Source organism: Enterobacter sp. DN (genome assembly GCF_046054285.1).
Taxonomy (GTDB): Bacteria; Pseudomonadota; Gammaproteobacteria; order Enterobacterales; family Enterobacteriaceae; genus Enterobacter; species Enterobacter hormaechei_C.
Genome location: NZ_JBJJTG010000002.1, coordinates 320,820 through 344,740, shown reverse-complemented (window position 1 = coordinate 344,740; position 23,921 = coordinate 320,820). Strand labels below are relative to the sequence as shown.

Sequence of the window (23,921 nt, the reverse complement as noted above, 5' to 3'; positions counted from 1 at the left end):
ATGTCGATAAAGGAGTGCGTTATGCCTCGATCCTCGCTGATTTTCCTTCCAGTCTTGTTATTCCCGCTTTCACTGCTTGCAGCACCTGAGACGGTTAAGGTCGACGTGCTACAGACAAAACTGGATCACCCCTGGTCGCTGGCGTTTCTGCCAGATAACAAGGGGCTGCTCATCACGCTCAAAGACGGGCAGCTTAAGCACTGGCAGGCTGGAAAAGGGCTCTCCGATCCGATTGTCGGCGTGCCGAAAGTGTGGGCGAGCGGCCAGGGCGGACTGCTGGACGTCGCGCTGGCCCCGGATTTTGCACAGTCACGGTGGGTCTGGCTCAGCTTCGCCGAGGCAGGTAATGATGGCAAAGCGGGTACCGCCGTGGGCTACGGGCGGTTGAGCGATGACCTTTCGCGCATTGAGGGCTTCCAGGTGGTGTTCCGACAGATGCCGAAGCTCTCTACCGGCAACCACTTTGGCGGACGGCTGGTGTTCGACGGCAAAGGCTATCTCTTTATTGGCCTGGGTGAAAACAACCAGCGCCCGACGGCGCAGGAGCTGGACAAGCTTCAGGGCAAGGTGGTGCGCCTGACGGAGGACGGAAAAGTGCCGCCGGATAATCCGTTTGTGAACACCGCCGGTGCGCGCCCTGAAATCTGGTCCTATGGTATTCGCAACCCGCAGGGGATGGCGATGAATCCGTGGAGTGACACGCTGTGGCTCAACGAACACGGACCACGCGGTGGGGATGAGATCAACATTCCTGAGAAGGGCAAAAACTACGGCTGGCCCCTGGCGACGCACGGGATCAATTACAGCGGCCTGAAAATCCCGGAAGCGAAAGGCGAGCACGTTGAGGGCACCGAAAAACCGCTGTTTGTCTGGAAAGTATCGCCCGCCGTCAGCGGCATGGCGTTCTACAACAGCGACGTCTTCCCGCAGTGGAAAAACAAGCTGTTTATCGGCGCGTTGAAGGAGAAAGACGTCATTGTGCTGAGCGTGAAGGGCAATACCGTGACGGAGGACGGACGCATTCTGGGCGATAAAGATCAGCGTATTCGCGATGTGCGCGTCGGGCCGGATGGCTATCTGTACGTGCTGACTGACGAGACGGACGGGCAGCTGCTGAAAGTCAGCCCGTCCGGGTCGTAATCAGGTCACCGGGATCATCACCACGTTGCGATACGCCGGGCGCTCGCTAAGCTGCTGGATCCAGCGCTCCAGGTGAGGGCGCGGGGTCCAGTTGAGACCCATGTTAGTGAGGTTCCAGACGAAGGGGGCGACGGCGATATCACCCACGCCGAAGGTGTCGCCGGAGAACCAGGTGTGCTTCGCCAGTTCGTCGTCCATCATCGCGAACAGGGATTCGCAGGCGTCCTGGGCGGCATGAATGGCGGGATAATCACGTTCGGCTTCCGGCGTGCGGATCAGCCCCATCAGGATCACCCGGTGCGTGGGGGAAAGCGTCTGGTTTGCCCAGTCCATCCATTTTTCGCCCTGCGCGCGCCGGGCCGGATTTTCCACCCACAGGCGACCCTGGCCGTATTGCGCGGCGAGATAACGCACGATGGTGTTGGACTCCCACAGCGTGGCGTCTGTCTCGTCATCGCGCAGCAACGGCACCAGTCCGTTTGGGTTCATCGCCAGATAGTCGGCGTCTTTATTCACCCCGAACGCCATGCCAGCCATGATTTGGTTGAACGGTAAATCCAGTTCCTCCAGCGTCCAGAGCACTTTCTTCACGTTAGTCGAATTGTTCCTGCCCCACAGCGTAATCATATTTACTCCCGATGAGATGTGAATCCGAGTCAGCTTTTCGCCATGGTGAGATAAACCTAACAATTACGCAACAGATGCTAAAAAAAACGCCGCAATCAAAGCGTATCTGAATGTTATTGCATAAACTTTAAAAACTTTACCTGGAACAGGTTTCTTTGAACGCTGTAGTGCGCTATTACTCATCGCTTCTTGCGACACGGTGATTGTGACGTGATTTTTAGAATGGACACTCGGGTGGCATTTATGACGCAAAAAACTTCTTCTCTGCGCAGCCTGGCGGCAGGCTCGGCGCTGCTTTTCCTTTTTGCCCCAACGCTCCATGCGGCGGAACAGACGGCGCCCGAAGCGCCGCCTGTCGATGCGCGCGCCTGGATCCTGATGGATTACGCCAGCGGGAAAGTGCTGGCGGAAGGTAACGCCGACGAAAAACTCGACCCGGCGAGCCTGACGAAAATTATGACCAGCTATGTTGTCGGCCAGGCGTTGAAAGCGGGCAAGATCAAGCTGGATGACATGGTCACCGTCGGCAAAGATGCCTGGGCGACGGGTAACCCGGCGCTGCGCGGCTCGTCCGTCATGTTCCTGAAGCCCGGCGATCGGGTCTCCGTTTCCGATCTGAATAAAGGGGTCATTATTCAGTCGGGAAATGATGCCTGTATTGCGCTGGCCGATTACGTCGCAGGCAGTCAGGACTCATTCATCGGGTTGATGAATGGCTACGCGCAAAAACTGGGTCTGACCAACACCACCTTTAAAACCGTTCACGGCCTGGATGCGCCCGGTCAGTTCAGTACCGCGCGCGATATGGCGCTGCTGGGCAAAGCGCTGATCCATGACGTGCCGGATGAGTACGCCATCCATAAAGAGAAAGAGTTTACCTTCAACAATATCCGCCAGCCTAACCGTAACCGTCTGCTCTGGAGCAGTAACGTTAACGTGGACGGCATGAAAACGGGGACGACCGCCGGGGCCGGATACAACCTGGTGGCTTCTGCGACGCAGGGCGACATGCGCCTGATCTCGGTGGTGCTGGGGACGAAAACCGACCGCATTCGTTTTAATGAATCCGAAAAACTGCTGACCTGGGGTTTCCGCTTCTTTGAAACCGTCACGCCGATTAAGCCGGACGCCACCTTCGTCAGCCAGCGCGTCTGGTTTGGGGATAAAAGTGAAGTGAACCTGGGGGCAGGTGAAGCGGGGTCCGTCACCATTCCACGCGGTCAGCTGAAAAACCTGAAAGCCAGCTATACCCTGACCGAGCCACAGCTGACCGCGCCGTTGAAAAAAGGCCAGGTGGTCGGGACGATAGATTTCCAGCTTAACGGCAAATCCATTGAGCAGCGTCCGCTGGTGGTGATGGAAGCGGTGGAAGAGGGCGGCTTCTTCAGCCGGATGTGGGACTTTGTATTAATGAAGTTCCACGGCTGGTTTGGCAGCTGGTTTAGCTAGGTTTTTGCCGGGTGGCGCTGCGCTTACCCGGCCTTCGTTCGAGCCGTTGTAGGCCGGGTAAGGCGAAGCCGCCACCCGGCACAACCTCAATACATCAACTTCACCTGCTGCGCCTTTGCATACGACACCAGCTCGTCATCCGGGCGGCAATCACTGACGATGGCGTCAAAGCGCGACAGTTCCCCCATCCTTGCCGGACGGACCTTGCCAAATTTACTGTGATCAACCACCAGCACATGCTGCTGTGCGGCGTTGAGCGCCCACTGTTTCACCGGTAACTCTTCAAGATTAAAACAGGTTGCCCCCTGTTTCACATTCACACCCGCCGCAGAGTAAAAGGCGATATCCGGACATACATTGCTCAGCGTGTCCTGAATATTCAGCGGTTTGAAGATGGCGTTGCTGGCATGAAACTCGCCGCCGCACAAAATCACCCGGCACGCCGGTTTCTCCTGCAAGGCCAGGAAGGTGTTTAGCGAATAACAGACGGCGGTAAAGGGAACGGTGCTGTCGATGGCCTCGATGATCCACGGGGTTGTCGTACCGCAATCAAAAAACAGCGTTTGATGCGGCTGCACCAGCGAGGCGGCGAGCCGCGCGGCTTTGCGCTTCTCTTCCACCAGGCGTGTTTTTTGATCGCTTAACAGATAATGGCTGGCGCTACGCGGCTCCAGAACAATATACCCGCCAAGCAGCACAACGGGGGCGCTGTCGCTGTTCAGATCGCGACGAATGGTCATTTCAGACACGCCAAGCAGGGTAGCGGCTTCCTTAAGATGCAGCTTATCGCTGCGCTTCAGCGCCTGAAGCAGCTGAGCAATGCGGTCATCGTGACGTGTTTCCATAGATCCTCGGGCTAAAAAAGTGAGCCCCCGCAGGGCGGGGGCTCAAGTGTAACCTGACGGACCGGGGTTAGTCACGTATCCAGCCTTTGCGGATCGGAAGGGCAAACAGAACGCGATAGGCCTGTGATAATCCACGATAAAGCGCCGGACCAAAGAGGCTCCACAGGATGGCTGCGCTGACGCAGCCCATCAGCCCCACCAGGAAACCGCCGACCATATCCAGCGGCCAATGTACGCCCAGGTAGACGCGGGACCAGGCGATGGCGACCGCCACGCCCATCAGCACCATGCCGGACCACAGGCGATGCCAGAACAGGAAGGCCAGCGCAAAGGTGAAGATCACCGTGCCGTGATCGCTCGGGAACGAGTCATCCGGCGCATGGTGCAGGAAGTTGTAGCCGACGTGCTCGACAAACGGACGATCGTGCGGGAAGGCGTGGCCCAGCACGTAGCTTGCCAGCACGCTCACGCCGATCGCCATCGCCATTTTGATCACCAGATGGCGCTGGGCGGTGACCTGTGTACGAGGTCCCCATAACCAGAGGATCACCGCCAGCGCCGGTACAATGCTGATCACATCTTTCGCAATGAAGATGGCGAGATCGATCATCCATTCCGGTGATGCTGGCGTGGCGTTGAGCAGGTAAAACAGTTCGTAGTTCAGATTTTCTAACATAATCTCGTTACTCTTTAGCAAACCAGGTGGAAACCAGCCCGTAAACCAGCACCTGGGAAAACCAGACCCACCACCCGGCCCACAGGTTGTGAGAGAAAAAATGCGCGCCGCGCATGACCTGCCCGAATCCCATCAGCAGCCCCATAACAACGCCTAACGCGACAAAGGACCATGCCAGGCGCGGACGTTCACGCCAGAAGGCAAAAAACAACCCCATCACCATAAACCCGCTTGAGGCGTGGCCGCCGGGAAAGCAGCGTCCCGGTCCGCTGCCTGCCGGAACGGCGCTGAACAGGGGATACGAGACGGCTTTGCCGCCATACTCCACCAGATCCCACGGACAGCTGTGGTGGCTTATGCTTTTCAGCACCCCAACTACCAGCGCCCCCAGCCCCATCAGAAGCGCGGCCGTCACCAGCCGGGCATTGCGTTTGTAAGCGCCGTAAATCAGCGATGCGGCAGCCAGCGCAATGGCCACATATTTCGCCAGCCGATGGTTCAGCAGATCCAGCAGCGGGTTTTGCTGTAGCGGGAAATGGTGCGTCGCCGCGTCATACCAGAAGCCGGTTATCCATCGGTCAAGCGATTCATCGCGCGAAAGCCAGGTAAAAAGCAGCGCAAGGACGATCAGCCCGAAAAGCTGATAACCATAAAAGCGGGCAGAGAAACGGTAAAGGCTTTTTGTCTTATTTGTCGGTAACTTAGATAATTCTGAAGGGCTGACGGCGTGTGTCATAGTTTCGGTCAATAACGTGAAATAGCACTATCATAGGGAGGGCAACTTAAGGAAACCTTAAACAACAACGATAAGTGCCTTATTTCTGTGTTTTCACGTGATTATGCTATCTCAGACAGCGGCAATTCATTACACTCATCGCGATTTTTTCATACTAAAGAGATTGCATGATAAACCGTTCTTCTTCCGGTAATCGTCTGGGTCGTCAGGCGTTACTTTTTCCTCTGTGTCTGGTGCTTTACGAATTCTCTACCTACATCGGCAACGACATGATCCAGCCAGGCATGCTGGCTGTGGTTGAGCAGTACAATGCAGGTATTGAGTGGGTACCTACATCCATGACCGCCTATCTGGCGGGCGGCATGTTTTTACAGTGGCTTTTAGGGCCGCTGTCGGATCGTATTGGCCGCCGCCCGGTGATGCTGACGGGCGTGGTGTGGTTTATCGTCACCTGTCTCGCCACGCTGCTGGCGCAGAACATTGAGCAATTCACGCTGCTGCGTTTCCTTCAGGGCGTGAGCCTGTGCTTTATTGGCGCCGTGGGCTACGCCGCTATTCAGGAGTCGTTTGAGGAGGCGGTATGTATCAAAATAACCGCCCTGATGGCGAATGTGGCGCTGATTGCGCCGCTTCTGGGGCCGCTGGTGGGAGCCGCATGGGTCCACGTTGCGCCGTGGGAAGGGATGTTCGTCCTCTTTGCCGCGCTTGCGGCCATCTCTTTCTTTGGGCTGCACCGTGCGATGCCGGAGACCGCCACCCGCCTGGGCGAAAAGCTCTCGCTTAAAGAGCTGGGGCGTGACTATAAGGCGGTGCTGCAAAACGGCCGTTTTGTCGCGGGCGCGCTGGCGACGGGCTTTGTCAGCCTGCCGCTGCTGGCGTGGATTGCCCAGTCGCCGGTCATTATCATCAGCGGCGAACAGCTTAGCAGCTATGAGTATGGCCTGTTACAGGTGCCGATTTTTGGCGCGCTGATTATCGGTAACCTGGTGCTGGCGCGTCTGACGTCGCGACGTACCGTGCGTTCGCTGATTATTATGGGTGGCTGGCCCATAGCGGCAGGGCTGATTATCGCGGCGGTGGCGACCGTAGCCTCGTCTCATGCGTACCTGTGGATGACGGCGGGGCTGAGCGTTTACGCGTTTGGTATTGGCGTGGCGAATGCCGGTCTGGTACGCCTGACGCTGTTCGCCAGTGAAATGAGTAAAGGCACGGTGTCTGCCGCGATGGGGATGCTGCAAATGCTGATTTTCACTGTCGGTATTGAGGTGAGCAAGCATGCCTATGCTTTCGGCGGTAACGGACTGTTCAGCCTGTTCAATCTCGCAAACGGTGTGCTGTGGGTAGGGCTGATGGTGGTGTTCCTGAAGGACAAACGCGTCGGAAACGCCCTGCAACCGTAACCCTTATTCCCTCTCCCTCAAGGGAGAGGGGGCCGTCTGTGCAGGCATTATTTTGTGGGGAACCCTTAGCCCTGTGGGAGAGGGTTAGGATGAGGGCACCAGAGCGCACGGAATCAATTAAACGGCGCCTCCCCGTCCAGCACCCTATCAATTACGTCCAGCACCCCTTCGTCATTATTGTTCGGCGCTTCATAGCGGGCCACCGCCTTAATGTGCGGTCTGGCATTGGCCATCGCGAAGCCATACCCTGCCTGGCGCAACATCTCCACGTCGTTACCGCTGTCGCCAAAGGCCACCACTTCACTGTCCTCAATGCCCCAGCGCGCTTGCAGGATCCGCAGGCCGTTAGCTTTGTGTACGCCGGGGATAATCAGGTCGATACTGCCGTGTCCCGTGGTCACCGGCACCATGATGTCGCCAAGCTTCTCATGCAGCAGCGCCTGAATGCGCGGAATTTCGTCGTCAGAGACGTTTAGCCCGAATTTGAAGAAAATATCGTTGAGGTTGTCAAAGCTGCTGACGCTTTCAAGGCGGTGATAGTATTTCGCAGCAATCTCTTTGAAGAGGTCGTTATACGTTTTCAGCGTGTAGGCGCTGTTTTTTCCGCAGGCAATTATCTCAATGCCGGGCACGTCGTTTAACAGGGTGGCGACGGTCAGAAAATGCTCTTTCGACAGTTCGCCGTTAAACACGTCTTCGCCCGCATCCACCACCCAGCCGCCGTTTTCGGCAACGAAGGCAATTTCATGGGCGATCTCCGGGAAAAATGAGATCAGCTGGTAGTACTGGTTTCCGCTGGCGACCACAAAACGGATGCCTTGCGCTTTCATGCGCGCGTACTGCGCCAGAAAACGCGCGCGGTTATAGGTTTTCGCATCGCTCAGGAAGGAGCCATCCATGTCGACTGCAATCAGTTTAACGCTCATATCCCTTCTCCATTGACGTTGTTTCTGCTTCCGGTTTTGCCACCGCTCGCGCCACCAGGGCGGCAATAATGACTAACCCTAATACCACCAGCATCGCGCTGCGTAACCCGTAGTGCTCACCGAGGAATCCAAGCAGCGGCGGGCCCACCAGGAAAGCGAGGTAGCCCGTGGTCGCCACGACGCTCACGCGCGTCGGCGCGTCGGGGCCGGTATCGCTGGCAGCGGAAATGGTCAGCGGGAAGCCAAGGGAGGCGCCCAGTCCCCACAGGATCACCGACACGCCGGCAATCCAGTCCACATCCACAAAGATAATCATCGCGATGCCCAGCCCACCCAGCAGGGCGCTGGCACGGACGACAGCCACGCGGCTGTAACGGTCGATAAACCAGCCCCCGGTAAAGCGTCCGACGGTCATGCCGAGCGTGAACCCGGCGTAAATCAGCGAGCCGGAGGTGGGGCTAAATCCGTGCCCGTCTACCATCAGCAACGGTAGCCAGTCGTTGGCGGAGCCTTCAGCAAACGCCATCGCCAGTACCACCACGCCAATCAGCATCAGCTGGAAATCGCGATAGAAGGGCAACCCTTTTGCCGCAGACTTCTGTTCGTCCGAGGCATTTTGTCCTGTGCCAGCGGGAATAGCCCTGATGCCGGTGAGGATCGGGATAATACAGACCAGCGCCGCGAGTAAAATGTGCACATTGGCCGCAATGCCCAGCGCCGTCAGCGCCATCCCTATGCCCGCGCCCGCCAGCGTGCCGAGGCTGTAAAAGCCATGCATCATCGGCAGCACCGTTTTGTTCATCGCCTGTTCAACGGCGGCCCCCTCGACGTTAATGGCCACTTCCGCCGCACCAAAGCTGCCGCCAAATACCATCAGCCCAAGGGCAAACATCAGCGGCGAGGCGAACCACAGCGCCACGCTCAGACCGAGCATTCCCACCACGGCGCAGCACATGGTGGTGCGGATCACCGCGCGCGTGCCAAAGCGTTTCACCAGCCAGGCCGAGCAGAGGATGCCGCTCATCGAGCCAATCGACAGGCCAAACAGCACGATCCCCATCTCCGCCGTCGAAACGGATAGCGTATCGCGGATTGCCGGGGTGCGCGTTGCCCAGGAAGCCATCAGCAGCCCGGGGATGAAGAAGAACATAAATAGCGCCCACATGCGCAGATGCAGGGCTTTGCGAGGAGAAGTTAGCGTCATTGGGATCAGCACCAGCAGTACAACAATAGCGACAACACTAGCAACTTTGTGTACATTTGTACATAAACCGGATGAGGATTTTATGAGCAGACCACCGAACGACCCTAACCGCCGCGAGAAGATACTCCAGGCGACGCTGGACACCATTGCTGAGCACGGTATTCATGCCGTCACGCACCGCAAAATTGCCACCTGCGCAGGCGTGCCGCTGGGGTCGATGACCTACTATTTCGACGGGATGGAGTCGCTTCTGGAGGAGGCATTCACGTGGTTTACGCAGCAGATGTCTCAGCAGTACCGGGATTTCTTCGCGGGGGTTACGGGGCGCGAGAGGGCGTGCGAGGCCATTACCACGCTGATCCACAGTTCAGCCGTGACCACGCCACACAATATGGCGCTGATGTATCAGCTGTACGCGTTTATGCACCGCAGCGCCGCGCTGAAAACGGTGATGCAGGACTGGATGAAGATGAGCCAGGCTACGCTGGAGCAGTGGTTTGATCCGGCCACCGCCCGCGCGCTGGATGCGTTTATCGAGGGGATGACGCTGCATTTTGTGACCGATCGGTCGCCGTTAACCCGGGAGGAGATCCGGGTGATGGTGGGGCGGATTGCAGGCGAGGATACCGTCTGATAGCACTCGCCCCGGCTACGCTTATTGTCGGGAGATTTTTTTCCCGCTGGCGTCAACGACGACTTCGCCATCTTCCTTTGTAAATGCCCCTTTTTGCGCGTCCGGAAGGATGTCGAGAACGACTTCAGAAGGACGGCACAGACGGGTGCCCAGCGGTGTCACCACAATCGGACGGTTAATCAGGATGGGGTATTGCAGCATGAAATCGATAAGCTGGTCATCGGTGAAATTTCCCCCGGCAAGGCCCAGTTGCTCATAAGGCTCGACGTTTTTGCGCAGCAGATCGCACACGGAAATCCCCATGTCTGCAATCAGCCTGGTCAGTTGATCGCGTGACGGCGGGTTTTCCAGATAGAGGACAATCTCTGGTTCCGTACCGCTGTTGCGGATCATCTCCAGCGTATTGCGCGACGTGCCGCAGGCGGGGTTGTGATAAATGGTGATGTAGCTCATATCAGTGACTCATTATGGTGTGAAGGAGAGACGTAGCGCGAGTGCGGCGAGCGTCACAAAGAGAACCGGCAGGGTCATTATGATGCCCGTCCTGAAGTAGTAGCCCCAGGTAACAGTCATGTTTTTCTGTGCCAGCACATGGAGCCAGAGCAGGGTAGCCAGACTTCCTATGGGGGTAATTTTCGGCCCCAAATCGCAGCCAATCACGTTAGCGTAAATCATTGCCTCTTTAACCAACCCTGTTGCAGCACTACCCTCAATGGAGAGCGCGCCAATCAGCACCGTTGGCATATTGTTCATTATGGATGACAGGAAGGCGGTGATAAATCCGGTTCCCAGCGTGGTGATCCAGAGTCCGTATCCGGCTAAGTGATCAAGAACGCCTGAAAGAGACTCCGTCAGCCCGGCGTTGCGCAGGCCATACACCACCAGATACATCCCCAGCGAGAAGATAACAATTTGCCACGGCGCGCCGCGCAGCACTTTTCCAGTGTTAATGGCGTGCCCGCGTTTAGCAACGGCAAACAAAATCAGCGCGCCAGTTGTTGCGATAGCGCTGACCGGGATACCCAGAGGTTCAAGCACAAAGAAACCGACAAGCAGTAGCAGCAGCACGATCCAGCCCGTTCTGAACGTTGGCAGGTCGTGAATGGCCCGTGCGGGCTCGCGGAGTTTTGCCTGGTCATATTCGTGGGGAATTTCTTTTCGGAAGAACAGATGCAGCATCACCAGCGTTGCGGCAATCGCAGCGATATCAACCGGGATCATCACGGAGGCGTATTCGCTGAAGCCCAGCTTAAAGAAGTCCGCCGACACAATGTTGACCAGGTTGGAGACAATCAGCGGCAGGCTGGCGGTATCGGCGATAAATCCCGCCGCCATCACGAACGCCAGCGTAGCCTGCTTGCTGAACCCCAGCGCCAGCAGCATAGCGATGACGATAGGGGAGAGGATCAGCGCCGCGCCGTCATTGGCAAACAGCGCCGCCACGGCTGCGCCCAGCAGCACGATCCAGGTAAACAGCAATCGCCCGCGACCGTTTCCCCAGCGGGCAACGTGCAGCGCGGCCCACTCGAAAAAGCCGGACTCATCCAGCAGCAGGCTGATAACGATAACCGCGATAAACGTTGCCGTCGCATTCCAGACGATATTCCACACCACAGGGATATCGTTAATGTGGATAACGCCGCTCATCAGCGCCAGCGCGGCGCCAATGGTCGCGCTCCAGCCGATGCTGAGCCCTCTGGGTTGCCAGATGACCAGCACCAGTGTGAATAAAAAAATCGCTCCTGCCAGAAACATCTTTTACTCCATTATATCTGTTATTGTGAATATGTTTTGGTCAGCACGAGCCCGGAAGTCGGTTTTTCAGCTTCATACGCGTCTCTTCCCGCAGGCAGTTCCAGCTGGTGTCGATAACGGTTGCCGCCCATGCAGGCATGTTGGGAGAGAGACGGTAGTAGATCCACTTACCCTCGCGACGGTCGATGGCCAGCCCGGCCTCGCGCAGTAAGGCCATGTGGCGGGAGACTTTCGGCTGCGGCTCGTTGGTAGCGGAGCAGAGATCGCAGACGCACAGCTCGCCCGCTTCACGCAAAAGCATGACGATGGAGAGCCGCGTTTCGTCGGAGAGGGTTTTGAAGAGCTGGAGCGGGTGGAGCATGGCAGTTCCTGCATATGGATTAATACATATTCGTTTTATCGTATATGTTTTTATGGCAAGAGAGAAGATAAGATTACAGGAAGAAGAATTTCAGGCAACAAATAAACCTTTTATGTAAACCGGTTGGTGAAAGAAAAAAATGCATTAAAATCAATTGGTTGGGCAGTGGTAAAGAGTAACGATTACGGGGTAATGCCAACCGCTGCCACCACTTTGTCGCCACTTATAATATACAACCTGAACGAATTCCATCTAAATCTTTGGCAGATACCCAAGCTCTTTTGTTAGGGTTCCATCGTTTGGTCATATCCAAAGCAAGTATGGTTATCAGAGTCCCCCACGATAACCTTCTTCTATTCCACTTCACAAAGCGGGCAGGCGTGGCGGGATACGAGCGCGCCCTGTGTGGGATTGGAATGGATCTATACTATGCAGATCTGATGATGGACTATCGAAGCTCGTTCTATTCTACATGGTTATTAGCTAGTTCAAAGATCATTAAGATTGAGGTAGCTTAACTTTTTATATTGGAATAGACTTAGAGCAATTAGATAAATGTGGTTATTGAGTTGACCAGTTTCGTAAAAGGGGTTTAAATGAAAAAAATATTAAATAACTTACAAGTAAACTACTTTACAAATAATAATGATGTTACAGCTACACCTCCCATTTTAGGTATGCTGTTAGGGAAATTATCATCTTTATCGTTATTACCCATGTTTGCTCATGAAATAAATGCTCTTACTGGAGAAAGAAGACAAGTAGTAATAATGACTGACTCTGATCAACATTTTAGAATAGAATTCCCTATACATAGTATAGTTTTTACGGGAAATAATATTGAGAATAGTGATTTTTTCAATAAAGTTGAATCAGCAATAGAAGCATTAAAGAGTATTTTTCCTGATAAAAAATCTAATCGATTAGCTATTGTTAACTCATCATTTTACAGAGCAAGTGAGTCGTCATATAGTGAACTTTATAAAAAAATGTTTACCTATCACCAAGTTGACCCGATTGAATGGGAAAATAGAATTGTCGAAAGAAAAGTGTTCGGTTCATTTGGTGAAATAGCGAATATGGTTAGCAGTGCTAAAAGATGTACTGTACAACATCCAATGCTAGATAATGGTAATCTTGTTGACGTTATCAACTTTGAAGTTGATACCAATACTATCCCAGAAAATGTCAATAATAGATTTGATTTCAATTCATCAATATCTGTCTTTAGGGAATTATATAGTAAAAACAATGAGTTAGTTAATGGTTTCTCTCGATACATAAATATTTAAAATGAGGGGGTGATATGGATTTTATGATTGGAAATTACATCATCCCTACGGATGATAAACAAAAATTGCTTTATGATTCTTCAGATAATGAAGTTTTATTACGTAGCTTTGATGCGTTTAAGTTTTATTCTAATCGAAAGGATGGGATAAACACAGGGAATACTCGTCTTCAGTATTTAAAAAATTATATTGGTTCTAATAAATTAAGTGCCACTGAAGTTTCTTATGATCCCGATAATGCTGCGTTTGAACGAGATGTGAAGTTAAATATAAACATGACATTAGATCTTATTAAGTCAGAGGACTATATAGAAGGTGAGGTCACAAAAAGCCAAATATTTTTAGAATCTTTATTTAGTAAAAGCGCTAACTTGTTTGGTGAAGTTTTTCAGAATGTATGGCTAAAGTTATATGGCAATAATTATGAATTGCGGAAATATTTGTGCATAGCCTCTTGTATGGATTATCAAATGCTTAAGGATAAAGCAGATGTACTCGTGCTCGGGGGAGCGTCCCATGCTGATCCTTTTGTCAATGAAGCAGCTTTAAGAGCAGCAGAGGCCTGGTCTGATCCGAAGTTTTTAATATATTTTGAGAAACTCAGAGAATTCGAATTTGATTGGTTAAATGACTATAAAAAAAGCGTCATTCAATATTTGGAGCATTTGAAATGAGCTATCTTTTGAGGAAGATATCTATAACGAAGTGGCAGCCAAACCTTAGCTTGGAGCCTCAGCATTATACCGCAGATGCTATTACCGGATGTACTAGAACAACAAGAAATACTCTTTCCGTTTGGCATTCTGAAACAATGGATTTCGCTTCAGAGGATGTTGAGAAACTAATTGTTGCTTTAGCAACCACCATGCAGACTCCTGATACAATAGACCTTATTTGGCTCGAGCCAGAATGGTTAAATCGAGCCGGAGTAATCATCGAAGCGACAATGGGTAGTAGTAAATTTACCGATATAAATCATGAGCATAGAGACTTAGTTGGGATTGACCACTCACTATTGGCTAAAGTTGGGCAACATATAGTTCAACAATACAATCGCGATCGCATAATTTATTATAAGCGTATATCTAGACCTAACCTGATTACCCTTATGAATAAATGGGTAAATGAAAGAAATGTTGTTAAAATTGATGAGTTAAATGAGAAGTGGCAAAAAGTATTAGCTGCTTAATGTAGTTTATTTAATATAGATGCCGAAAGGCATCTGTATTTTGTATTAATTTTTATTTAAAATAATAATCCTCGAATTTTATAACATTCATATCTAACTATATATTGAGTTCTTCACTTTTTCTGTAATGGTGATAATTCATTTCTAACAAATACCATACTCGCCTTCTCCACATCTCCTGACCCACCAACATTGCTAGGCATAATCAGCATCATCTACGGCGGCACTCGGTGTGCCGCCATCATGTCTTCGCGGCTCACGTTCTTGATGTTCAGAAACTCATCCTTTACAGCTACCTCTGATAGCAGGATGATCTGAATGCCATCCTATTTGCCATTGGACGAGTACATAAATAGGTGCGGAAGTTGCCGGGCCTTTAGCGCTTTTCATGGCCTAGCGGATATTGTTCATGTCCTACTGTTTTTGCGTGGCGTCGGTCATGTACATGATTAAGCCCGCATTGCTGCCGTTGGTGTAATACTTGCGGCGTAACATGGTGGAGGACTCGTTCAGCCGGGCTGAAGGAATAGCGGACAAATATTCCGGCAGACCATAAATTTCTAGGTTCAGGTCTTGCTCCATAAGGTGAAAATGATATCATTGTTGAGCTGATAGGGCTGTGTGGACATATCGTGCTGCACAAACTCGAAAGGAATGTCAGAACAGTTAACTTAATGCGCCTAGTTCGCCGCTTGCGCTGTGCCTTTTATCTTTCTCAACTCGCAGCAGCGGGCTTCTTAGCCAACTATTCTGTCATCACAGTTTAATCAACAATCTCCACGACCTTACGTCTGCTAAATCCTGTTTCGTTCGCGATCTCCATTAGTTTGGCTTCTGCCAAAGCTTTGCTGCGCATTGCTAAGAGCGACGGCTTTAAAGGATGAGTGTTACCTTGAATGTTTAATGGGAGCGGAATACTACTTATCAGCACTTCTTCCGGCATCCAAGGTTCTTCGTATGCTACCCAGTATACTTTTGCAATCTTTTCCATCCAAAGATCGAACCATTGTTCCCCTACATAGGTAAGCGTCGTTCTGTTTCCCTTCCAACCCGACGAAGAGGATAATTGCTCACTGCCGCAAGCAATACACTTAGTGTGCGTCTCAGCGTAGAGCCTTCGGCATTTCCACTGTAGTGTGTTTTGAGATTGGCTCTACTATTAGGTTTCCTTTTTTGTCGGGAGAAATACCGACATAAAACAGAGTTAGCCCATCATGAGTTAGGCAACCTTCTATGGGAACGCTTGCCGGGATTTCTATGAACCACCAAAAATAGACTCCGTTGATTGCGGGAATGGGTGTCGGTCGACTCATAACCTCCGCTCTGTTAAATGTTTTGTCAGAATAAAAATTAAACATTGATATTTCCCGCACTAATTTATACGGGCATTTTATGGGATCATCAACTGGGATTATTTGATTTACTTAGGGGAATATATGAGCTTAAAAGTGACGACACAGCAGGTTGATACGTGGAAGAAGCGTATTCAGAGGGATGGGTTAAAAGGTTCGACCTACTTTTGTCAGTAGAGCGGTGCTGTATGGGTATCTGCATCCGTCGACCACCAGGCAATATGCCAGCGTGTTTTAGGGCAAGATTCGGGAACAAGCTCACTGACGAGCTACCTGCGCTGGGAGGATGTGAGTGCGGTTGAGCTGGTTGAACTAATATATGCGATTGAAACGGCGTAGAAAGACTTTGCCTGTAGCTTTTTCCCTAAGGACACGAAATTCAGGCAACAAAAAACCCATCAACCTTGAACCAAAACGGCGGGGTTGATGGGCTCCACAAATTGGGGACATCAAAGAAAAGCAGTGGCACTAGTTATGACTGCACCCTGCGTAAAAAGTTCTGCGCGTAACGAAAATTTTTTCAGCCACACGCAAACTTGAGATTTATCCGAGTCCTGGCCAGATAATGATGATCAGCGTACCCGCCAGCGTCAGCAGCACGTTGGCGATTGCGTACGTGCCTGCATAGCCCAGCGCCGGGATATTGCTGCGCGCGGTGTCGCTGATGATCTCCATCGCCGGTGCGCAGGTGCGCGCGCCCATCATCGCGCCGAAGAGCAGGGCGCGGTTCATGCGCAGCACGTAGGCGCCGAACAGGAAACAGATCACCACCGGTACCAGGCTGACGATAAGTCCGGAAACCAACATTTGCCAGCCGACCGCGCCCAGGCCGTTGCCAATGCCGCTCCCGGCGCTTAAGCCGACACCCGCCATAAAGACCATCAGACCGAACTCTTTCACCATGTTCAGCGCCCCCTGAGGGATATAGCCGAAGGTGGGATGATTCGCTCGCAGGAAGCCCAGCATGATCCCGGCGAACAGCAGACCGGCTGCGTTACCAATGCCGAAGCTAAAGTTGCTGAACTGGAAGGTTATCATCCCGATCATCAGGCCGACAATGAAGAAGGCGCAGAAGGCTAACAGGTCCGTCACCTGGCTGTGGATCGAGATAAAGCCGATACGGTCGGCAACGGTTTTAACCCGTCGGGCATCGCCGCTGACCTGCAACACATCGCCTTTATTGAGCACCACGTTATCGTCGATAGGCATTTCAATCTGGCTGCGGATCACGCGGTTGAGGAAACAACCGTGGTCGGTCAGCTTCAGCTGTGCCAGACGGCGGCCCACGGCGTTGTGGTTTTTCACCACAATCTCTTCGGTGACGATACGCATGTCCAGCAGGTCGCGGTCAAACACCTCTTTCCCGTTGCGGAAGCTCGGATCGAGACGCGCGTGGGCGTCCGGGTAGCCAACAAGGGCGATGTCATCGCCCATCTGGAGCACCGCGTCACCGTCCGGGTTTGCCAGAATGCCGTTACGACGGATACGTTCGATGTAGCAGCCGGTCTGACGGTAGATCCCCAGCTCGCGCAGGTTTTTCCCGTCGGTCCAGGCAACCAGCTCCGGCCCGACGCGGTAGGCGCGGATCACCGGCAGGTAAACTTTACGTTTGGAGTCCGTGTCCAGGCCGCGCTCGCGGGCGATGGTCTGGGCGCTGGTCTGGAGATCCTGATGCTGAAGTTTTGGCAGATAGCGCGCGCCAACAATCAGGCTCACCAGACCAATCAGATAGGTCAGGGCATAGCCCAGACTCAGGTTGTCCAGCGCGGAGGAAAGCTGCATGCCTGCCATGCCAGAATGACGAAGCGTATCCCCCGCGCCAACAAGCACCGGCGTGGAGGTCATCGAGCCTGCCAGCATACCGGCCGTTAAGCCGATGTCCCAGCCAAACAGTTTGCCCAGCCCTAACGCAATCAGCAGGGCGCTGCCGACCATCACCAGCGCCAGCATCAGGTAATTTTTGCCGTCTCGGAAGAAAATGGAAAAAAAGTTCGGACCGGCTTCCACGCCTACGCAAAAAATAAACAGCATGAAACCTAAGTTAAGCGCGTCCGTGTTAATACTGAAATGTTGTTGACCTAATAACAGGGAGACGACTAAAACGCCAATGGAATTACCAAGTTGAACTGAACCCAGGCGTAATTTACCCAGACAAAGGCCCAGCGCCAGTACCACAAATAATAACAGGATGTAATTCCCATTTAACAAGTCTGCGACGTTTATATTCACGGAGGCTAACTTCTTGTTTACCAGTAAGTTGTTGAATGAAAGGACTATTTGGGCTACTGTTTTCAGAGTCAGGGAATCACTTTGCATCTCCCTGCTTCCTGATAAATACCCTAAACACTAGCAGTCGGTTAGTTTAATCGTAATAGCTACCGACAGCCACCTATTATCGCACGACTTCTGTGCGTGCTTTGGCAAGGATTGCCGCATTGCTTTATCTGACTGGGCGTCCACCGGACGATTTTTGTATTTGATAGAGATAAGTCAGGAGGATAGTTTGAACTTTAAACGAAACTGGGCTGGCGTAATCAGCTGTTTTTTGCTGTTTACGGTCGTTTGCATGTCGCTCGCTTTTAACGTGAAAGGCGCCTTCAGAGCGTCCGGTCATCCCGAGCTGGGCCTGTTGTTCTTCATCCTGCCGGGGGTAGTCGCTGGTTTTCTCTCGCGTAAAGGCGAGGTGGTGATGCCGCTTATTGGGGCAATGCTTGCGGCCCCGCTCTGCCTGCTTCTGATGCGCGTGCTGTTTCTCTCGTCGAGAAGCGTCTGGCAGGAAGTGGCGTGGCTACTGAGTGGCGTTTTCTGGTGTGCGCTGGGCGCGCTCTGTTTCTTATTTACGCGCAGCCTGCTGCAACAGAGGAAGCACCGTAAATAAAAACGCCCTCAGGGGGAGGGCGTCTTCGCATTACTGAGCCGCAAACAGGCCCAGGTGTTCTTTGGCGTAGGCCTCAAAATCGGTGCAGCCGCCGATGTGTTTCTGATCGAGGAAGATCTGCGGCACGGTTTCAACCGGTTTACCCACGGTTTTTTCCAGATCGGCTTTAGTGATGCCTTCCGCATGGATATCCACGTAACGGAAGTTGAAATCATCACGTTCTTCAGTCAGTTTCTCTGCCAGCTCTTTCGCGCGTACACAGTAAGGGCATCCTGGACGACCAAAAATTACTGCAAACATTTCTCTCTCCTCAAAAAAACAAGCCTGACGGCGAATAGCGCCTATAGTGCACGATAACCTGCCGTCATGGAAAGAAGGTTTCACCTGTCACTTTGATACAGTCAGGCTATGTTTCGCCAATTACATCAGGTAGATCATTGCCTATACTGGCTGCCATACGTTTTACGCAACACAAAGAGAGACAAAATGACGCCAACCATTGACCTGCTTCGTTCCCACCGTTCCATTCGCCATTTCACCGATGAGCCGATTACCCAGGCGCAGCGGGAAGCGATCATCGACAGCGCAAGAGGCACCTCCAGCTCCAGCTTTTTGCAGTGCAGCTCCATTATCCGCATCACCGATCCGGCGATGCGTGAGCAGCTGGTAACGCTGACGGGCGGACAAAAGCACGTTGCCCAGGCGGCTGAGTTCTGGGTGTTCTGCGCCGATTTTAACCGTCACCTGCAAATCTGCCCCGAGGCCGAGCTGGGGCTGGCGGAACAGCTGCTGCTGGGCGTGGTGGATACGGCGCTGATGGCGCAAAACGCGTTCACGGCGGCGGAATCGCTGGGGCTTGGCGGCGTCTATATTGGCGGGCTGCGTAACAACATCGAAAGCGTGACGGAACTGCTGAAGCTGCCGAAACACGTGCTGCCGCTGTTTGGTCTGTGCCTCGGCTGGCCGGCGGATAACCCGGATCTGAAGCCGCGCATTCCTGCTGCGATGCTGGTGCATGAAAACCACTACCAGCCGGTCGACCAGGACGTTCTGCATCAATACGATGAAGAGCTGGCGAACTACTATCTGACGCGCGACAGCAACAACCGCCGCGACACCTGGAGCGACCATATTCGTCGCACCATCATCAAGGAGAACCGCCCGTTCATTCTTGATTACCTGCACAAACAGGGCTGGGCAACGCGGTAGTCCATTCCTCCTGCGCCTCGTGTATGATAGGCAGGCTTTTACCATGTCTTTAGAGAGGTGCAGGGTGAAAATTGCCATATTGTCCCGGGATGGAACGCTCTATTCATGTAAACGCCTGCGAGAAGCGGCGGCGAAACGCGGACATCAGATTGAAATCCTCGATCCGATGTCCTGCTATATGAACATCGACCCTGCGGCGTCGTCGATTCATTACAAAGGCCGCAAACTCCCGCATTTTGATGCGGTAATTCCCCGCATTGGCTCCCAGATAACCTATTACGGCACGGCTGCGCTGCGCCAGTTTGAAATGCTGGGAAGCTATCCGCTCAACGAGTCCGTGGCGATCTCCCGCGCCCGCGATAAGCTGCGCTCGCTGCAACTGCTGGCGCGCCAGGGGATCGATCTGCCCGTCACCGGGATTGCCCACTCCCCGGACGACACCAGCGATTTAATCGACATGGTGGGCGGTGCGCCGCTGGTTATTAAGCTGGTGGAAGGTACGCAGGGTATTGGGGTGGTACTGGCGGAGACGCGTCAGGCGGCGGAAAGCGTGATCGACGCGTTTCGCGGTCTGAATGCCCATATTCTGGTGCAGGAGTATATTAAAGAGGCCAACGGGTGCGACATCCGCTGCTTTGTGGTGGGCGATGAGGTGGTGGCCGCCATAGAGCGGCAGGCAAAAGAGGGAGACTTCCGCTCTAACCTGCACCGCGGCGGTATCGCGCGGGTGGCCCTTATTAGCGAGCGCGAGCGCGAGATTGCGGTGAAAGCGGCGCAGACGCTGGGCCTGGACGTGGCGGGGGTCGATCTGCTGCGTGCCGGGCGCGGGCCGCTGGTGATGGAAGTCAACGCCTCGCCGGGGCTGGAAGGGGTGGAAAAAACCACAGGCGTCGATATTGCAGGTAAAATGATCGCATGGATTGAACGCCATGCGACGCCGGGATTTTGCCTGAAAACGGGCGGTTAAATGGATCGGCGCGCACTTTTTGCGTAATCTGGACAACGTTTTTATTTAAGAGGCTGCACAGCGATGGATTTACAGGTCGTACCTACACTGGATACGTTACGTCAATGGCTCGATGATGCCGGTATTACTTTCTTCGAATGCGACTCCTGCCAGGCGCTGCATCTGCCTCACATGCAAAATTTCGATGGCATTTTCGATGCCAAAATCGATCTGATTAACGACGTGATCCTGTTCTCGGCGCTGGCTGAAGTAAAGCCTTCTGCGCTGCTGGCGCTGGCGTCTGATCTGTCAGCGATCAACGCCAGTTCTTTGACGGTGAAAGCGTTTCTCGACATACAGGATGATAATCTGCCAAAGCTGGTGGTTTGCCAGTCTTTATTCTCCGGCGCGGGGCTCTCCTTCAAGCAGTTCGCCTGGTTTATGCGCCTGAGCGAAGAGCAAATTTCCATGGTAATGATGGAAGCCAACGCACATCACCTGCTGTATAGCGCGGAAGATGATGCCGAGAATAATGATGCATCTCCCAATTTTCTCCACTAAGCCTGTCTGACTTTTGCGCAGTCGCTGCCAGAGCGGCTGCATAACACCATTTTTTCTGCTGCTTTTAACCTTTCTTTAAAGAGTTTTTCACCTCCTCTCCGGCCGTTTAGGCTTATCACGTAGACATAATCTGCATAAAAAATTGATAAAAGGCGTTTTTTCGTCTGGGCTATAGCCGGAGACACGGGCTAGAGTTATTCTTGCGGTGCTTAGAAAAGCGAGCGGAACCTGCCGGGAAGAGGGGGGTATTTTATTTCGGGCAGAGCGACAAACTATGCATGATTATTGCATATCTTCAGGCTGCACAGTTTTGGTTCGTTTGTTAACGAACTTTCAGAAGGAATAACAATATGATCGCCTTGAATAAAAAATGGTTATCGGGTCTGGTTGCGGGTGCTCTGATGGCCGTCTCTGCCGGCACGCTCGCTGCGGAACAAAAAACGCTGCACGTCTATAACTGGTCTGACTATATTGCGCCGGACACCGTCGCGAATTTTGAAAAAGAGACCGGCATTAAGGTTGTCTACGACGTATTCGATTCCAACGAAGTGCTGGAAGGCAAACTGATGGCGGGCAGCACCGGTTTCGACCTGGTGGTGCCGTCGGCAAGCTTCCTGGAGCGTCAGCTGACCGCCGGTGTCTTCCAGCCGCTGGACAAGAGCAAATTACCGAACTGGAAAAACCTCGATCCGGACGTGCTGAAGCTGGTGGCGAAGCACGATCCGGAGAATAAATACGCGATGCCTTACCTGTGGGCGACCACCGGTATTGGCTATAACGTGGATAAAGTCAAAGCGGCGCTGGGCCCGGACGTCAAGCTGGACAGCTGGGACGTGGTGCTGAAGCCGGAAAACCTCGAGAAGTTGAAAAGCTGCGGCGTCTCTTTCCTCGATGCGCCGGAAGAGATTTTCGCCACCGTGCTTAACTATCTCGGCAAAGATCCAAACAGCAGCAAGGCCGACGACTACACCGGTCCGGCAACCGACCTGCTCCTGAAGCTGCGTCCGAATATTCGCTACTTCCACTCCTCTCAGTACATCAACGACCTGGCTAACGGGGATATCTGCGTGGCCATCGGCTGGGCGGGCGACGTCTGGCAGGCGGCGAACCGCGCGAAAGAGGCGAAAAACGGCGTGAATGTTTCCTACTTCATTCCGAAGGAGGGGGCGCTGGCGTTCTTCGACGTCTTCGCGATGCCGGCTGATGCGAAAAATAAAGAGGAAGCGTATCAGTTCCTCAACTACCTGATGCGTCCGGAGGTGATTGCCCACATCAGCGACCACGTCTACTACGCCAACGGTAACAAGGCCTCCGTGCCGCTGGTGAGCGAAGAAATCCGCAATAATCCGGCGATCTACCCGCCAGCCGATGTGTTTGCCAAGCTCTTCACCCTGAAAGTGCAGGAACCGAAAATTGACCGTGTGCGTACCCGCGCGTGGACGAAGGTGAAAAGCGGTAAGTAACGGCGTTTGATATCGTTGCCCGGTGGCGCTGTCGCTTACCGGGCCGACAGATCCCGTAGGCCGGGCAAGCGTTAGTGCCGCCCGGCGATGCGCACCCTGACGGTGCGTTTGCACCAGTGTTGATCTATGCCGGAGAGCACCCCGTGAATGACGCGATCCCCCGCCCGCAGGCGAAAGTCCGTAAAGCGCTGACCCCGCTTCTTGAAATTCGTAACCTCACCAAATCCTTCGACGGCCAGCATGCCGTGGACGATGTCAGCCTGACGATCTACAAAGGTGAAATTTTTGCTTTGCTCGGCGCATCGGGCTGCGGCAAATCCACACTGCTGCGTATGCTGGCAGGCTTTGAACAGCCTACCGCCGGGCAGATCGTGCTGGATGGGGTAGACCTCTCCAGCGTGCCGCCGTACCAGCGGCCCATAAACATGATGTTCCAGTCCTATGCCCTGTTCCCGCACATGACCGTTGAGCAGAACATCGCCTTCGGCCTGAAGCAGGACAAACTGCCGAAAGCCGAAATCACCGCGCGCGTGGCAGAGATGCTGAGCCTGGTGCATATGCAGGAGTTTGCGAAGCGTAAGCCGCATCAGCTTTCCGGCGGCCAGCGTCAGCGCGTGGCGCTGGCAAGAAGTCTGGCGAAGCGACCAAAATTATTACTGCTCGACGAGCCGATGGGCGCGCTGGATAAAAAGCTGCGCGACCGGATGCAGCTGGAAGTGGTGGATATCCTCGAGCGCGTGGGGGTGACCTGCGTGATGGTGACCCACGATCAGGAAGAGGCGATGACCATGGCCGGGCGCATTGCGATCATGAATCGCGGTAAGTTCGTGCAGATCGGCGAGCCGGAAGAGATCTATGAACACCCGACAACCCGCTACAGCGCGGAGTTCATCGGCTCGGTAAACGTCTTCGAAGGGCTACTGAAGGAACGCCAGGACGACGGTCTGGTGATTGAATCGCCGGGGCTGGTGCACCCGCTGAAGGTTGATTCTGATAACTCCGTAGTGGACAACGTGCCGGTTTACGTTGCCCTGCGCCCGGAAAAAATCATGCTTTGCGATGAGCCGCCCGCCGATGGCTATAACTTTGCCGTGGGCGAAGTGGTGCACATTGCCTATCTCGGCGATCTGTCGATTTACCATGTGCGCCTGAAAAGCGGCCAGATGCTCAGCGCCCAGTTACAGAACGAACACAGGTATCGCAAGGGACAGCCAACCTGGGGCGACGAAGTGAGCCTCTGCTGGGATGCGGACAGTTGCGTAGTCCTGACGGTATAAG

Annotated in this window: 25 protein-coding genes and 1 pseudogene; 13 read left to right on the top strand and 13 right to left on the bottom strand. The window is 53.4% G+C overall.

Annotated elements, in window-relative coordinates:
- Positions 1-21 precede the first annotated feature (21 nt).
- A complete protein-coding gene (locus ACJTMZ_RS06265; RefSeq protein ID WP_252010861.1) occupies positions 22-1,140 on the top strand; it encodes a PQQ-dependent sugar dehydrogenase in 1,119 nt (372 codons plus the stop codon).
- On the opposite strand, the gene ACJTMZ_RS06260 is transcribed toward ACJTMZ_RS06265, so the two are convergent.
- On the bottom strand, positions 1,141-1,767 hold the full coding sequence (locus ACJTMZ_RS06260; protein ID WP_015571026.1) for a glutathione S-transferase family protein: 627 nt from the start codon (positions 1,765-1,767) through the stop codon (positions 1,141-1,143).
- A 243-nt stretch (positions 1,768-2,010) separates the two neighbouring features.
- On the opposite strand from ACJTMZ_RS06260, the gene dacC reads away from it, so the two are divergent.
- Positions 2,011-3,216, top strand: coding sequence for a serine-type D-Ala-D-Ala carboxypeptidase (dacC, locus tag ACJTMZ_RS06255; protein WP_252010860.1), 1,206 nt, complete (start codon positions 2,011-2,013; stop codon positions 3,214-3,216).
- A gap of 86 nt (positions 3,217-3,302) precedes the next feature.
- Here dacC and deoR read toward each other — a convergent pair whose 3' ends face one another.
- The 3 genes from deoR to ACJTMZ_RS06240 all read right to left on the bottom strand — a co-directional run bounded on the left by deoR (position 3,303) and on the right by ACJTMZ_RS06240 (position 5,473).
- On the bottom strand, positions 3,303-4,061 hold the full coding sequence (gene deoR / locus ACJTMZ_RS06250; protein ID WP_408626886.1) for a DNA-binding transcriptional repressor DeoR: 759 nt from the start codon (positions 4,059-4,061) through the stop codon (positions 3,303-3,305).
- 67 nt (positions 4,062-4,128) lie between these two features.
- Positions 4,129-4,737, bottom strand: coding sequence for an undecaprenyl-diphosphate phosphatase (gene ybjG, locus ACJTMZ_RS06245; RefSeq protein WP_045328001.1), 609 nt, complete (start codon positions 4,735-4,737; stop codon positions 4,129-4,131).
- A 7-nt stretch (positions 4,738-4,744) separates the two neighbouring features.
- Positions 4,745-5,473 carry a phosphatase PAP2 family protein gene (locus ACJTMZ_RS06240; protein ID WP_214602229.1) on the bottom strand — a complete coding sequence of 243 codons (729 nt, stop codon included), beginning with the start codon at positions 5,471-5,473 and terminating at the stop codon, positions 4,745-4,747.
- A 167-nt stretch (positions 5,474-5,640) separates the two neighbouring features.
- On the opposite strand from ACJTMZ_RS06240, the gene ACJTMZ_RS06235 reads away from it, so the two are divergent.
- Positions 5,641-6,873, top strand: a complete 1,233-nt coding sequence (locus tag ACJTMZ_RS06235) for an MdfA family multidrug efflux MFS transporter (RefSeq protein WP_252010859.1) — start codon at positions 5,641-5,643, stop codon at positions 6,871-6,873.
- Between the two features lie 113 nt (positions 6,874-6,986).
- Here the strand turns inward: ACJTMZ_RS06235 and ACJTMZ_RS06230 are convergent, their stop codons facing one another.
- Together ACJTMZ_RS06230 and ACJTMZ_RS06225 are read right to left on the bottom strand one after the other, a co-directional pair.
- Entirely contained in the window at positions 6,987-7,799 is an 813-nt protein-coding gene (locus ACJTMZ_RS06230) for a Cof-type HAD-IIB family hydrolase (protein ID WP_017384884.1), read from the bottom strand.
- Complete coding sequence (locus ACJTMZ_RS06225; protein ID WP_017384883.1) at positions 7,789-9,003, bottom strand: MFS transporter; 1,215 nt, start codon at positions 9,001-9,003, stop codon at positions 7,789-7,791. Before ACJTMZ_RS06225 ends, ACJTMZ_RS06230 begins: the two co-directional genes overlap by 11 nt.
- 82 nt (positions 9,004-9,085) lie before the next feature.
- Here ACJTMZ_RS06225 and ACJTMZ_RS06220 point away from each other — a divergent pair, with 82 nt between their 5' ends.
- Entirely contained in the window at positions 9,086-9,637 is a 552-nt protein-coding gene (locus tag ACJTMZ_RS06220; protein ID WP_015571021.1) for a TetR/AcrR family transcriptional regulator, read from the top strand.
- A gap of 21 nt (positions 9,638-9,658) precedes the next feature.
- Here ACJTMZ_RS06220 and arsC read toward each other — a convergent pair whose 3' ends face one another.
- The 3 genes from arsC to ACJTMZ_RS06205 are packed head-to-tail and all read right to left on the bottom strand — an operon-like array spanning position 9,659 to position 11,753.
- The gene (gene arsC / locus ACJTMZ_RS06215) at positions 9,659-10,090 is read right to left on the bottom strand and encodes a glutaredoxin-dependent arsenate reductase (RefSeq protein WP_015571020.1); all 432 of its coding nucleotides are present in this window, start codon (positions 10,088-10,090) and stop codon (positions 9,659-9,661) included.
- Positions 10,091-10,102: 12 nt separating this feature from the next.
- Positions 10,103-11,392 (bottom strand): arsenite/antimonite efflux transporter, encoded by a 1,290-nt coding sequence (locus ACJTMZ_RS06210; protein ID WP_252010858.1) that lies wholly within the window; start codon positions 11,390-11,392, stop codon positions 10,103-10,105.
- A gap of 40 nt (positions 11,393-11,432) precedes the next feature.
- A complete protein-coding gene (locus tag ACJTMZ_RS06205; RefSeq protein ID WP_023305767.1) occupies positions 11,433-11,753 on the bottom strand; it encodes a metalloregulator ArsR/SmtB family transcription factor in 321 nt (106 codons plus the stop codon).
- A gap of 596 nt (positions 11,754-12,349) precedes the next feature.
- On the opposite strand from ACJTMZ_RS06205, the gene ACJTMZ_RS06200 reads away from it, so the two are divergent.
- Genes ACJTMZ_RS06200 through ACJTMZ_RS06190 form a run of 3 tightly spaced genes read left to right on the top strand, consistent with a single transcriptional unit; the run spans position 12,350 to position 14,234 of the window.
- The gene (locus tag ACJTMZ_RS06200; protein ID WP_127341040.1) at positions 12,350-13,045 is read left to right on the top strand and encodes a hypothetical protein; all 696 of its coding nucleotides are present in this window, start codon (positions 12,350-12,352) and stop codon (positions 13,043-13,045) included.
- A 14-nt stretch (positions 13,046-13,059) separates the two neighbouring features.
- Positions 13,060-13,719, top strand: a complete 660-nt coding sequence (locus ACJTMZ_RS06195; protein WP_047364608.1) for a hypothetical protein — start codon at positions 13,060-13,062, stop codon at positions 13,717-13,719.
- Positions 13,716-14,234, top strand: a complete 519-nt coding sequence (locus ACJTMZ_RS06190) for a hypothetical protein (protein WP_047364606.1) — start codon at positions 13,716-13,718, stop codon at positions 14,232-14,234. Before ACJTMZ_RS06195 ends, ACJTMZ_RS06190 begins: the two co-directional genes overlap by 4 nt.
- A 113-nt stretch (positions 14,235-14,347) precedes the next feature.
- Here the strand turns inward: ACJTMZ_RS06190 and ACJTMZ_RS06185 are convergent.
- From ACJTMZ_RS06185 to ACJTMZ_RS06175, 3 genes and pseudogenes are all read right to left on the bottom strand, one after another.
- Positions 14,348-14,878: pseudogene (locus ACJTMZ_RS06185) on the bottom strand (phage portal protein); the annotation flags it as partial.
- Between the two features lie 119 nt (positions 14,879-14,997).
- The gene (locus ACJTMZ_RS06180) at positions 14,998-15,321 is read right to left on the bottom strand and encodes a GIY-YIG nuclease family protein (RefSeq protein WP_323372657.1); all 324 of its coding nucleotides are present in this window, start codon (positions 15,319-15,321) and stop codon (positions 14,998-15,000) included.
- Between the two features lie 808 nt (positions 15,322-16,129).
- Complete coding sequence (locus ACJTMZ_RS06175) at positions 16,130-17,815, bottom strand: aspartate:alanine antiporter (RefSeq protein ID WP_252010857.1); 1,686 nt, start codon at positions 17,813-17,815, stop codon at positions 16,130-16,132.
- A gap of 274 nt (positions 17,816-18,089) precedes the next feature.
- On the opposite strand from ACJTMZ_RS06175, the gene ACJTMZ_RS06170 reads away from it, so the two are divergent.
- Complete coding sequence (locus ACJTMZ_RS06170; RefSeq protein WP_017384878.1) at positions 18,090-18,464, top strand: inner membrane protein YbjM; 375 nt, start codon at positions 18,090-18,092, stop codon at positions 18,462-18,464.
- Positions 18,465-18,494: 30 nt separating this feature from the next.
- Here ACJTMZ_RS06170 and ACJTMZ_RS06165 read toward each other — a convergent pair whose 3' ends face one another.
- Positions 18,495-18,764, bottom strand: a complete 270-nt coding sequence (locus ACJTMZ_RS06165) for a GrxA family glutaredoxin (RefSeq protein WP_006809455.1) — start codon at positions 18,762-18,764, stop codon at positions 18,495-18,497.
- A gap of 186 nt (positions 18,765-18,950) precedes the next feature.
- Between ACJTMZ_RS06165 and nfsA the strand changes: the two genes are divergently transcribed.
- From nfsA to potG, 5 genes are all read left to right on the top strand, one after another.
- On the top strand, positions 18,951-19,673 hold the full coding sequence (gene nfsA / locus ACJTMZ_RS06160) for a nitroreductase NfsA (protein WP_015571015.1): 723 nt from the start codon (positions 18,951-18,953) through the stop codon (positions 19,671-19,673).
- Positions 19,674-19,737: 64 nt separating this feature from the next.
- Positions 19,738-20,640: a 30S ribosomal protein S6--L-glutamate ligase gene (gene rimK, locus ACJTMZ_RS06155; RefSeq protein ID WP_017693733.1), complete on the top strand. Its 903-nt coding sequence runs from the start codon at positions 19,738-19,740 to the stop codon at positions 20,638-20,640.
- Positions 20,641-20,703: 63 nt separating this feature from the next.
- Complete coding sequence (locus tag ACJTMZ_RS06150) at positions 20,704-21,180, top strand: YbjN domain-containing protein (RefSeq protein ID WP_003858385.1); 477 nt, start codon at positions 20,704-20,706, stop codon at positions 21,178-21,180.
- A gap of 350 nt (positions 21,181-21,530) precedes the next feature.
- Positions 21,531-22,643, top strand: a complete 1,113-nt coding sequence (gene potF / locus ACJTMZ_RS06145; RefSeq protein WP_015571013.1) for a spermidine/putrescine ABC transporter substrate-binding protein PotF — start codon at positions 21,531-21,533, stop codon at positions 22,641-22,643.
- 143 nt (positions 22,644-22,786) lie between these two features.
- Positions 22,787-23,920 (top strand): putrescine ABC transporter ATP-binding subunit PotG, encoded by a 1,134-nt coding sequence (potG, locus tag ACJTMZ_RS06140; RefSeq protein WP_017693732.1) that lies wholly within the window; start codon positions 22,787-22,789, stop codon positions 23,918-23,920.
- Position 23,921 lies beyond the last annotated feature (1 nt).

Bases quoted from the DNA above. Each gene is read 5' to 3' on its own strand.
- nfsA (WP_015571015.1), top strand. From the start codon at position 18,951: ATGACGCCAACCATTGACCTGCTTCGTTCCCACCGTTCCATTCGCCAT.
- ACJTMZ_RS06220 (WP_015571021.1), top strand. From the start codon at position 9,086: ATGAGCAGACCACCGAACGACCCTAACCGCCGCGAGAAGATACTCCAG.
- ybjG (WP_045328001.1), bottom strand. From the start codon at position 4,737: ATGTTAGAAAATCTGAACTACGAACTGTTTTACCTGCTCAACGCCACG.
- ACJTMZ_RS06230 (WP_017384884.1), bottom strand. From the start codon at position 7,799: ATGAGCGTTAAACTGATTGCAGTCGACATGGATGGCTCCTTCCTGAGC.
- dacC (WP_252010860.1), top strand. From the start codon at position 2,011: ATGACGCAAAAAACTTCTTCTCTGCGCAGCCTGGCGGCAGGCTCGGCG.
- ACJTMZ_RS06235 (WP_252010859.1), top strand. From the start codon at position 5,641: ATGATAAACCGTTCTTCTTCCGGTAATCGTCTGGGTCGTCAGGCGTTA.
- ACJTMZ_RS06165 (WP_006809455.1), bottom strand. From the start codon at position 18,764: ATGTTTGCAGTAATTTTTGGTCGTCCAGGATGCCCTTACTGTGTACGC.
- ACJTMZ_RS06200 (WP_127341040.1), top strand. From the start codon at position 12,350: ATGAAAAAAATATTAAATAACTTACAAGTAAACTACTTTACAAATAAT.
- ACJTMZ_RS06190 (WP_047364606.1), top strand. From the start codon at position 13,716: ATGAGCTATCTTTTGAGGAAGATATCTATAACGAAGTGGCAGCCAAAC.
- ACJTMZ_RS06150 (WP_003858385.1), top strand. From the start codon at position 20,704: ATGGATTTACAGGTCGTACCTACACTGGATACGTTACGTCAATGGCTC.
- ACJTMZ_RS06265 (WP_252010861.1), top strand. From the start codon at position 22: ATGCCTCGATCCTCGCTGATTTTCCTTCCAGTCTTGTTATTCCCGCTT.
- ACJTMZ_RS06260 (WP_015571026.1), bottom strand. From the start codon at position 1,767: ATGATTACGCTGTGGGGCAGGAACAATTCGACTAACGTGAAGAAAGTG.
- arsC (WP_015571020.1), bottom strand. From the start codon at position 10,090: ATGAGCTACATCACCATTTATCACAACCCCGCCTGCGGCACGTCGCGC.
- potF (WP_015571013.1), top strand. From the start codon at position 21,531: ATGATCGCCTTGAATAAAAAATGGTTATCGGGTCTGGTTGCGGGTGCT.
- deoR (WP_408626886.1), bottom strand. From the start codon at position 4,061: ATGGAAACACGTCACGATGACCGCATTGCTCAGCTGCTTCAGGCGCTG.
- ACJTMZ_RS06240 (WP_214602229.1), bottom strand. From the start codon at position 5,473: ATGACACACGCCGTCAGCCCTTCAGAATTATCTAAGTTACCGACAAAT.
- ACJTMZ_RS06210 (WP_252010858.1), bottom strand. From the start codon at position 11,392: ATGTTTCTGGCAGGAGCGATTTTTTTATTCACACTGGTGCTGGTCATC.
- ACJTMZ_RS06225 (WP_017384883.1), bottom strand. From the start codon at position 9,003: ATGACGCTAACTTCTCCTCGCAAAGCCCTGCATCTGCGCATGTGGGCG.
- ACJTMZ_RS06205 (WP_023305767.1), bottom strand. From the start codon at position 11,753: ATGCTCCACCCGCTCCAGCTCTTCAAAACCCTCTCCGACGAAACGCGG.
- ACJTMZ_RS06195 (WP_047364608.1), top strand. From the start codon at position 13,060: ATGGATTTTATGATTGGAAATTACATCATCCCTACGGATGATAAACAA.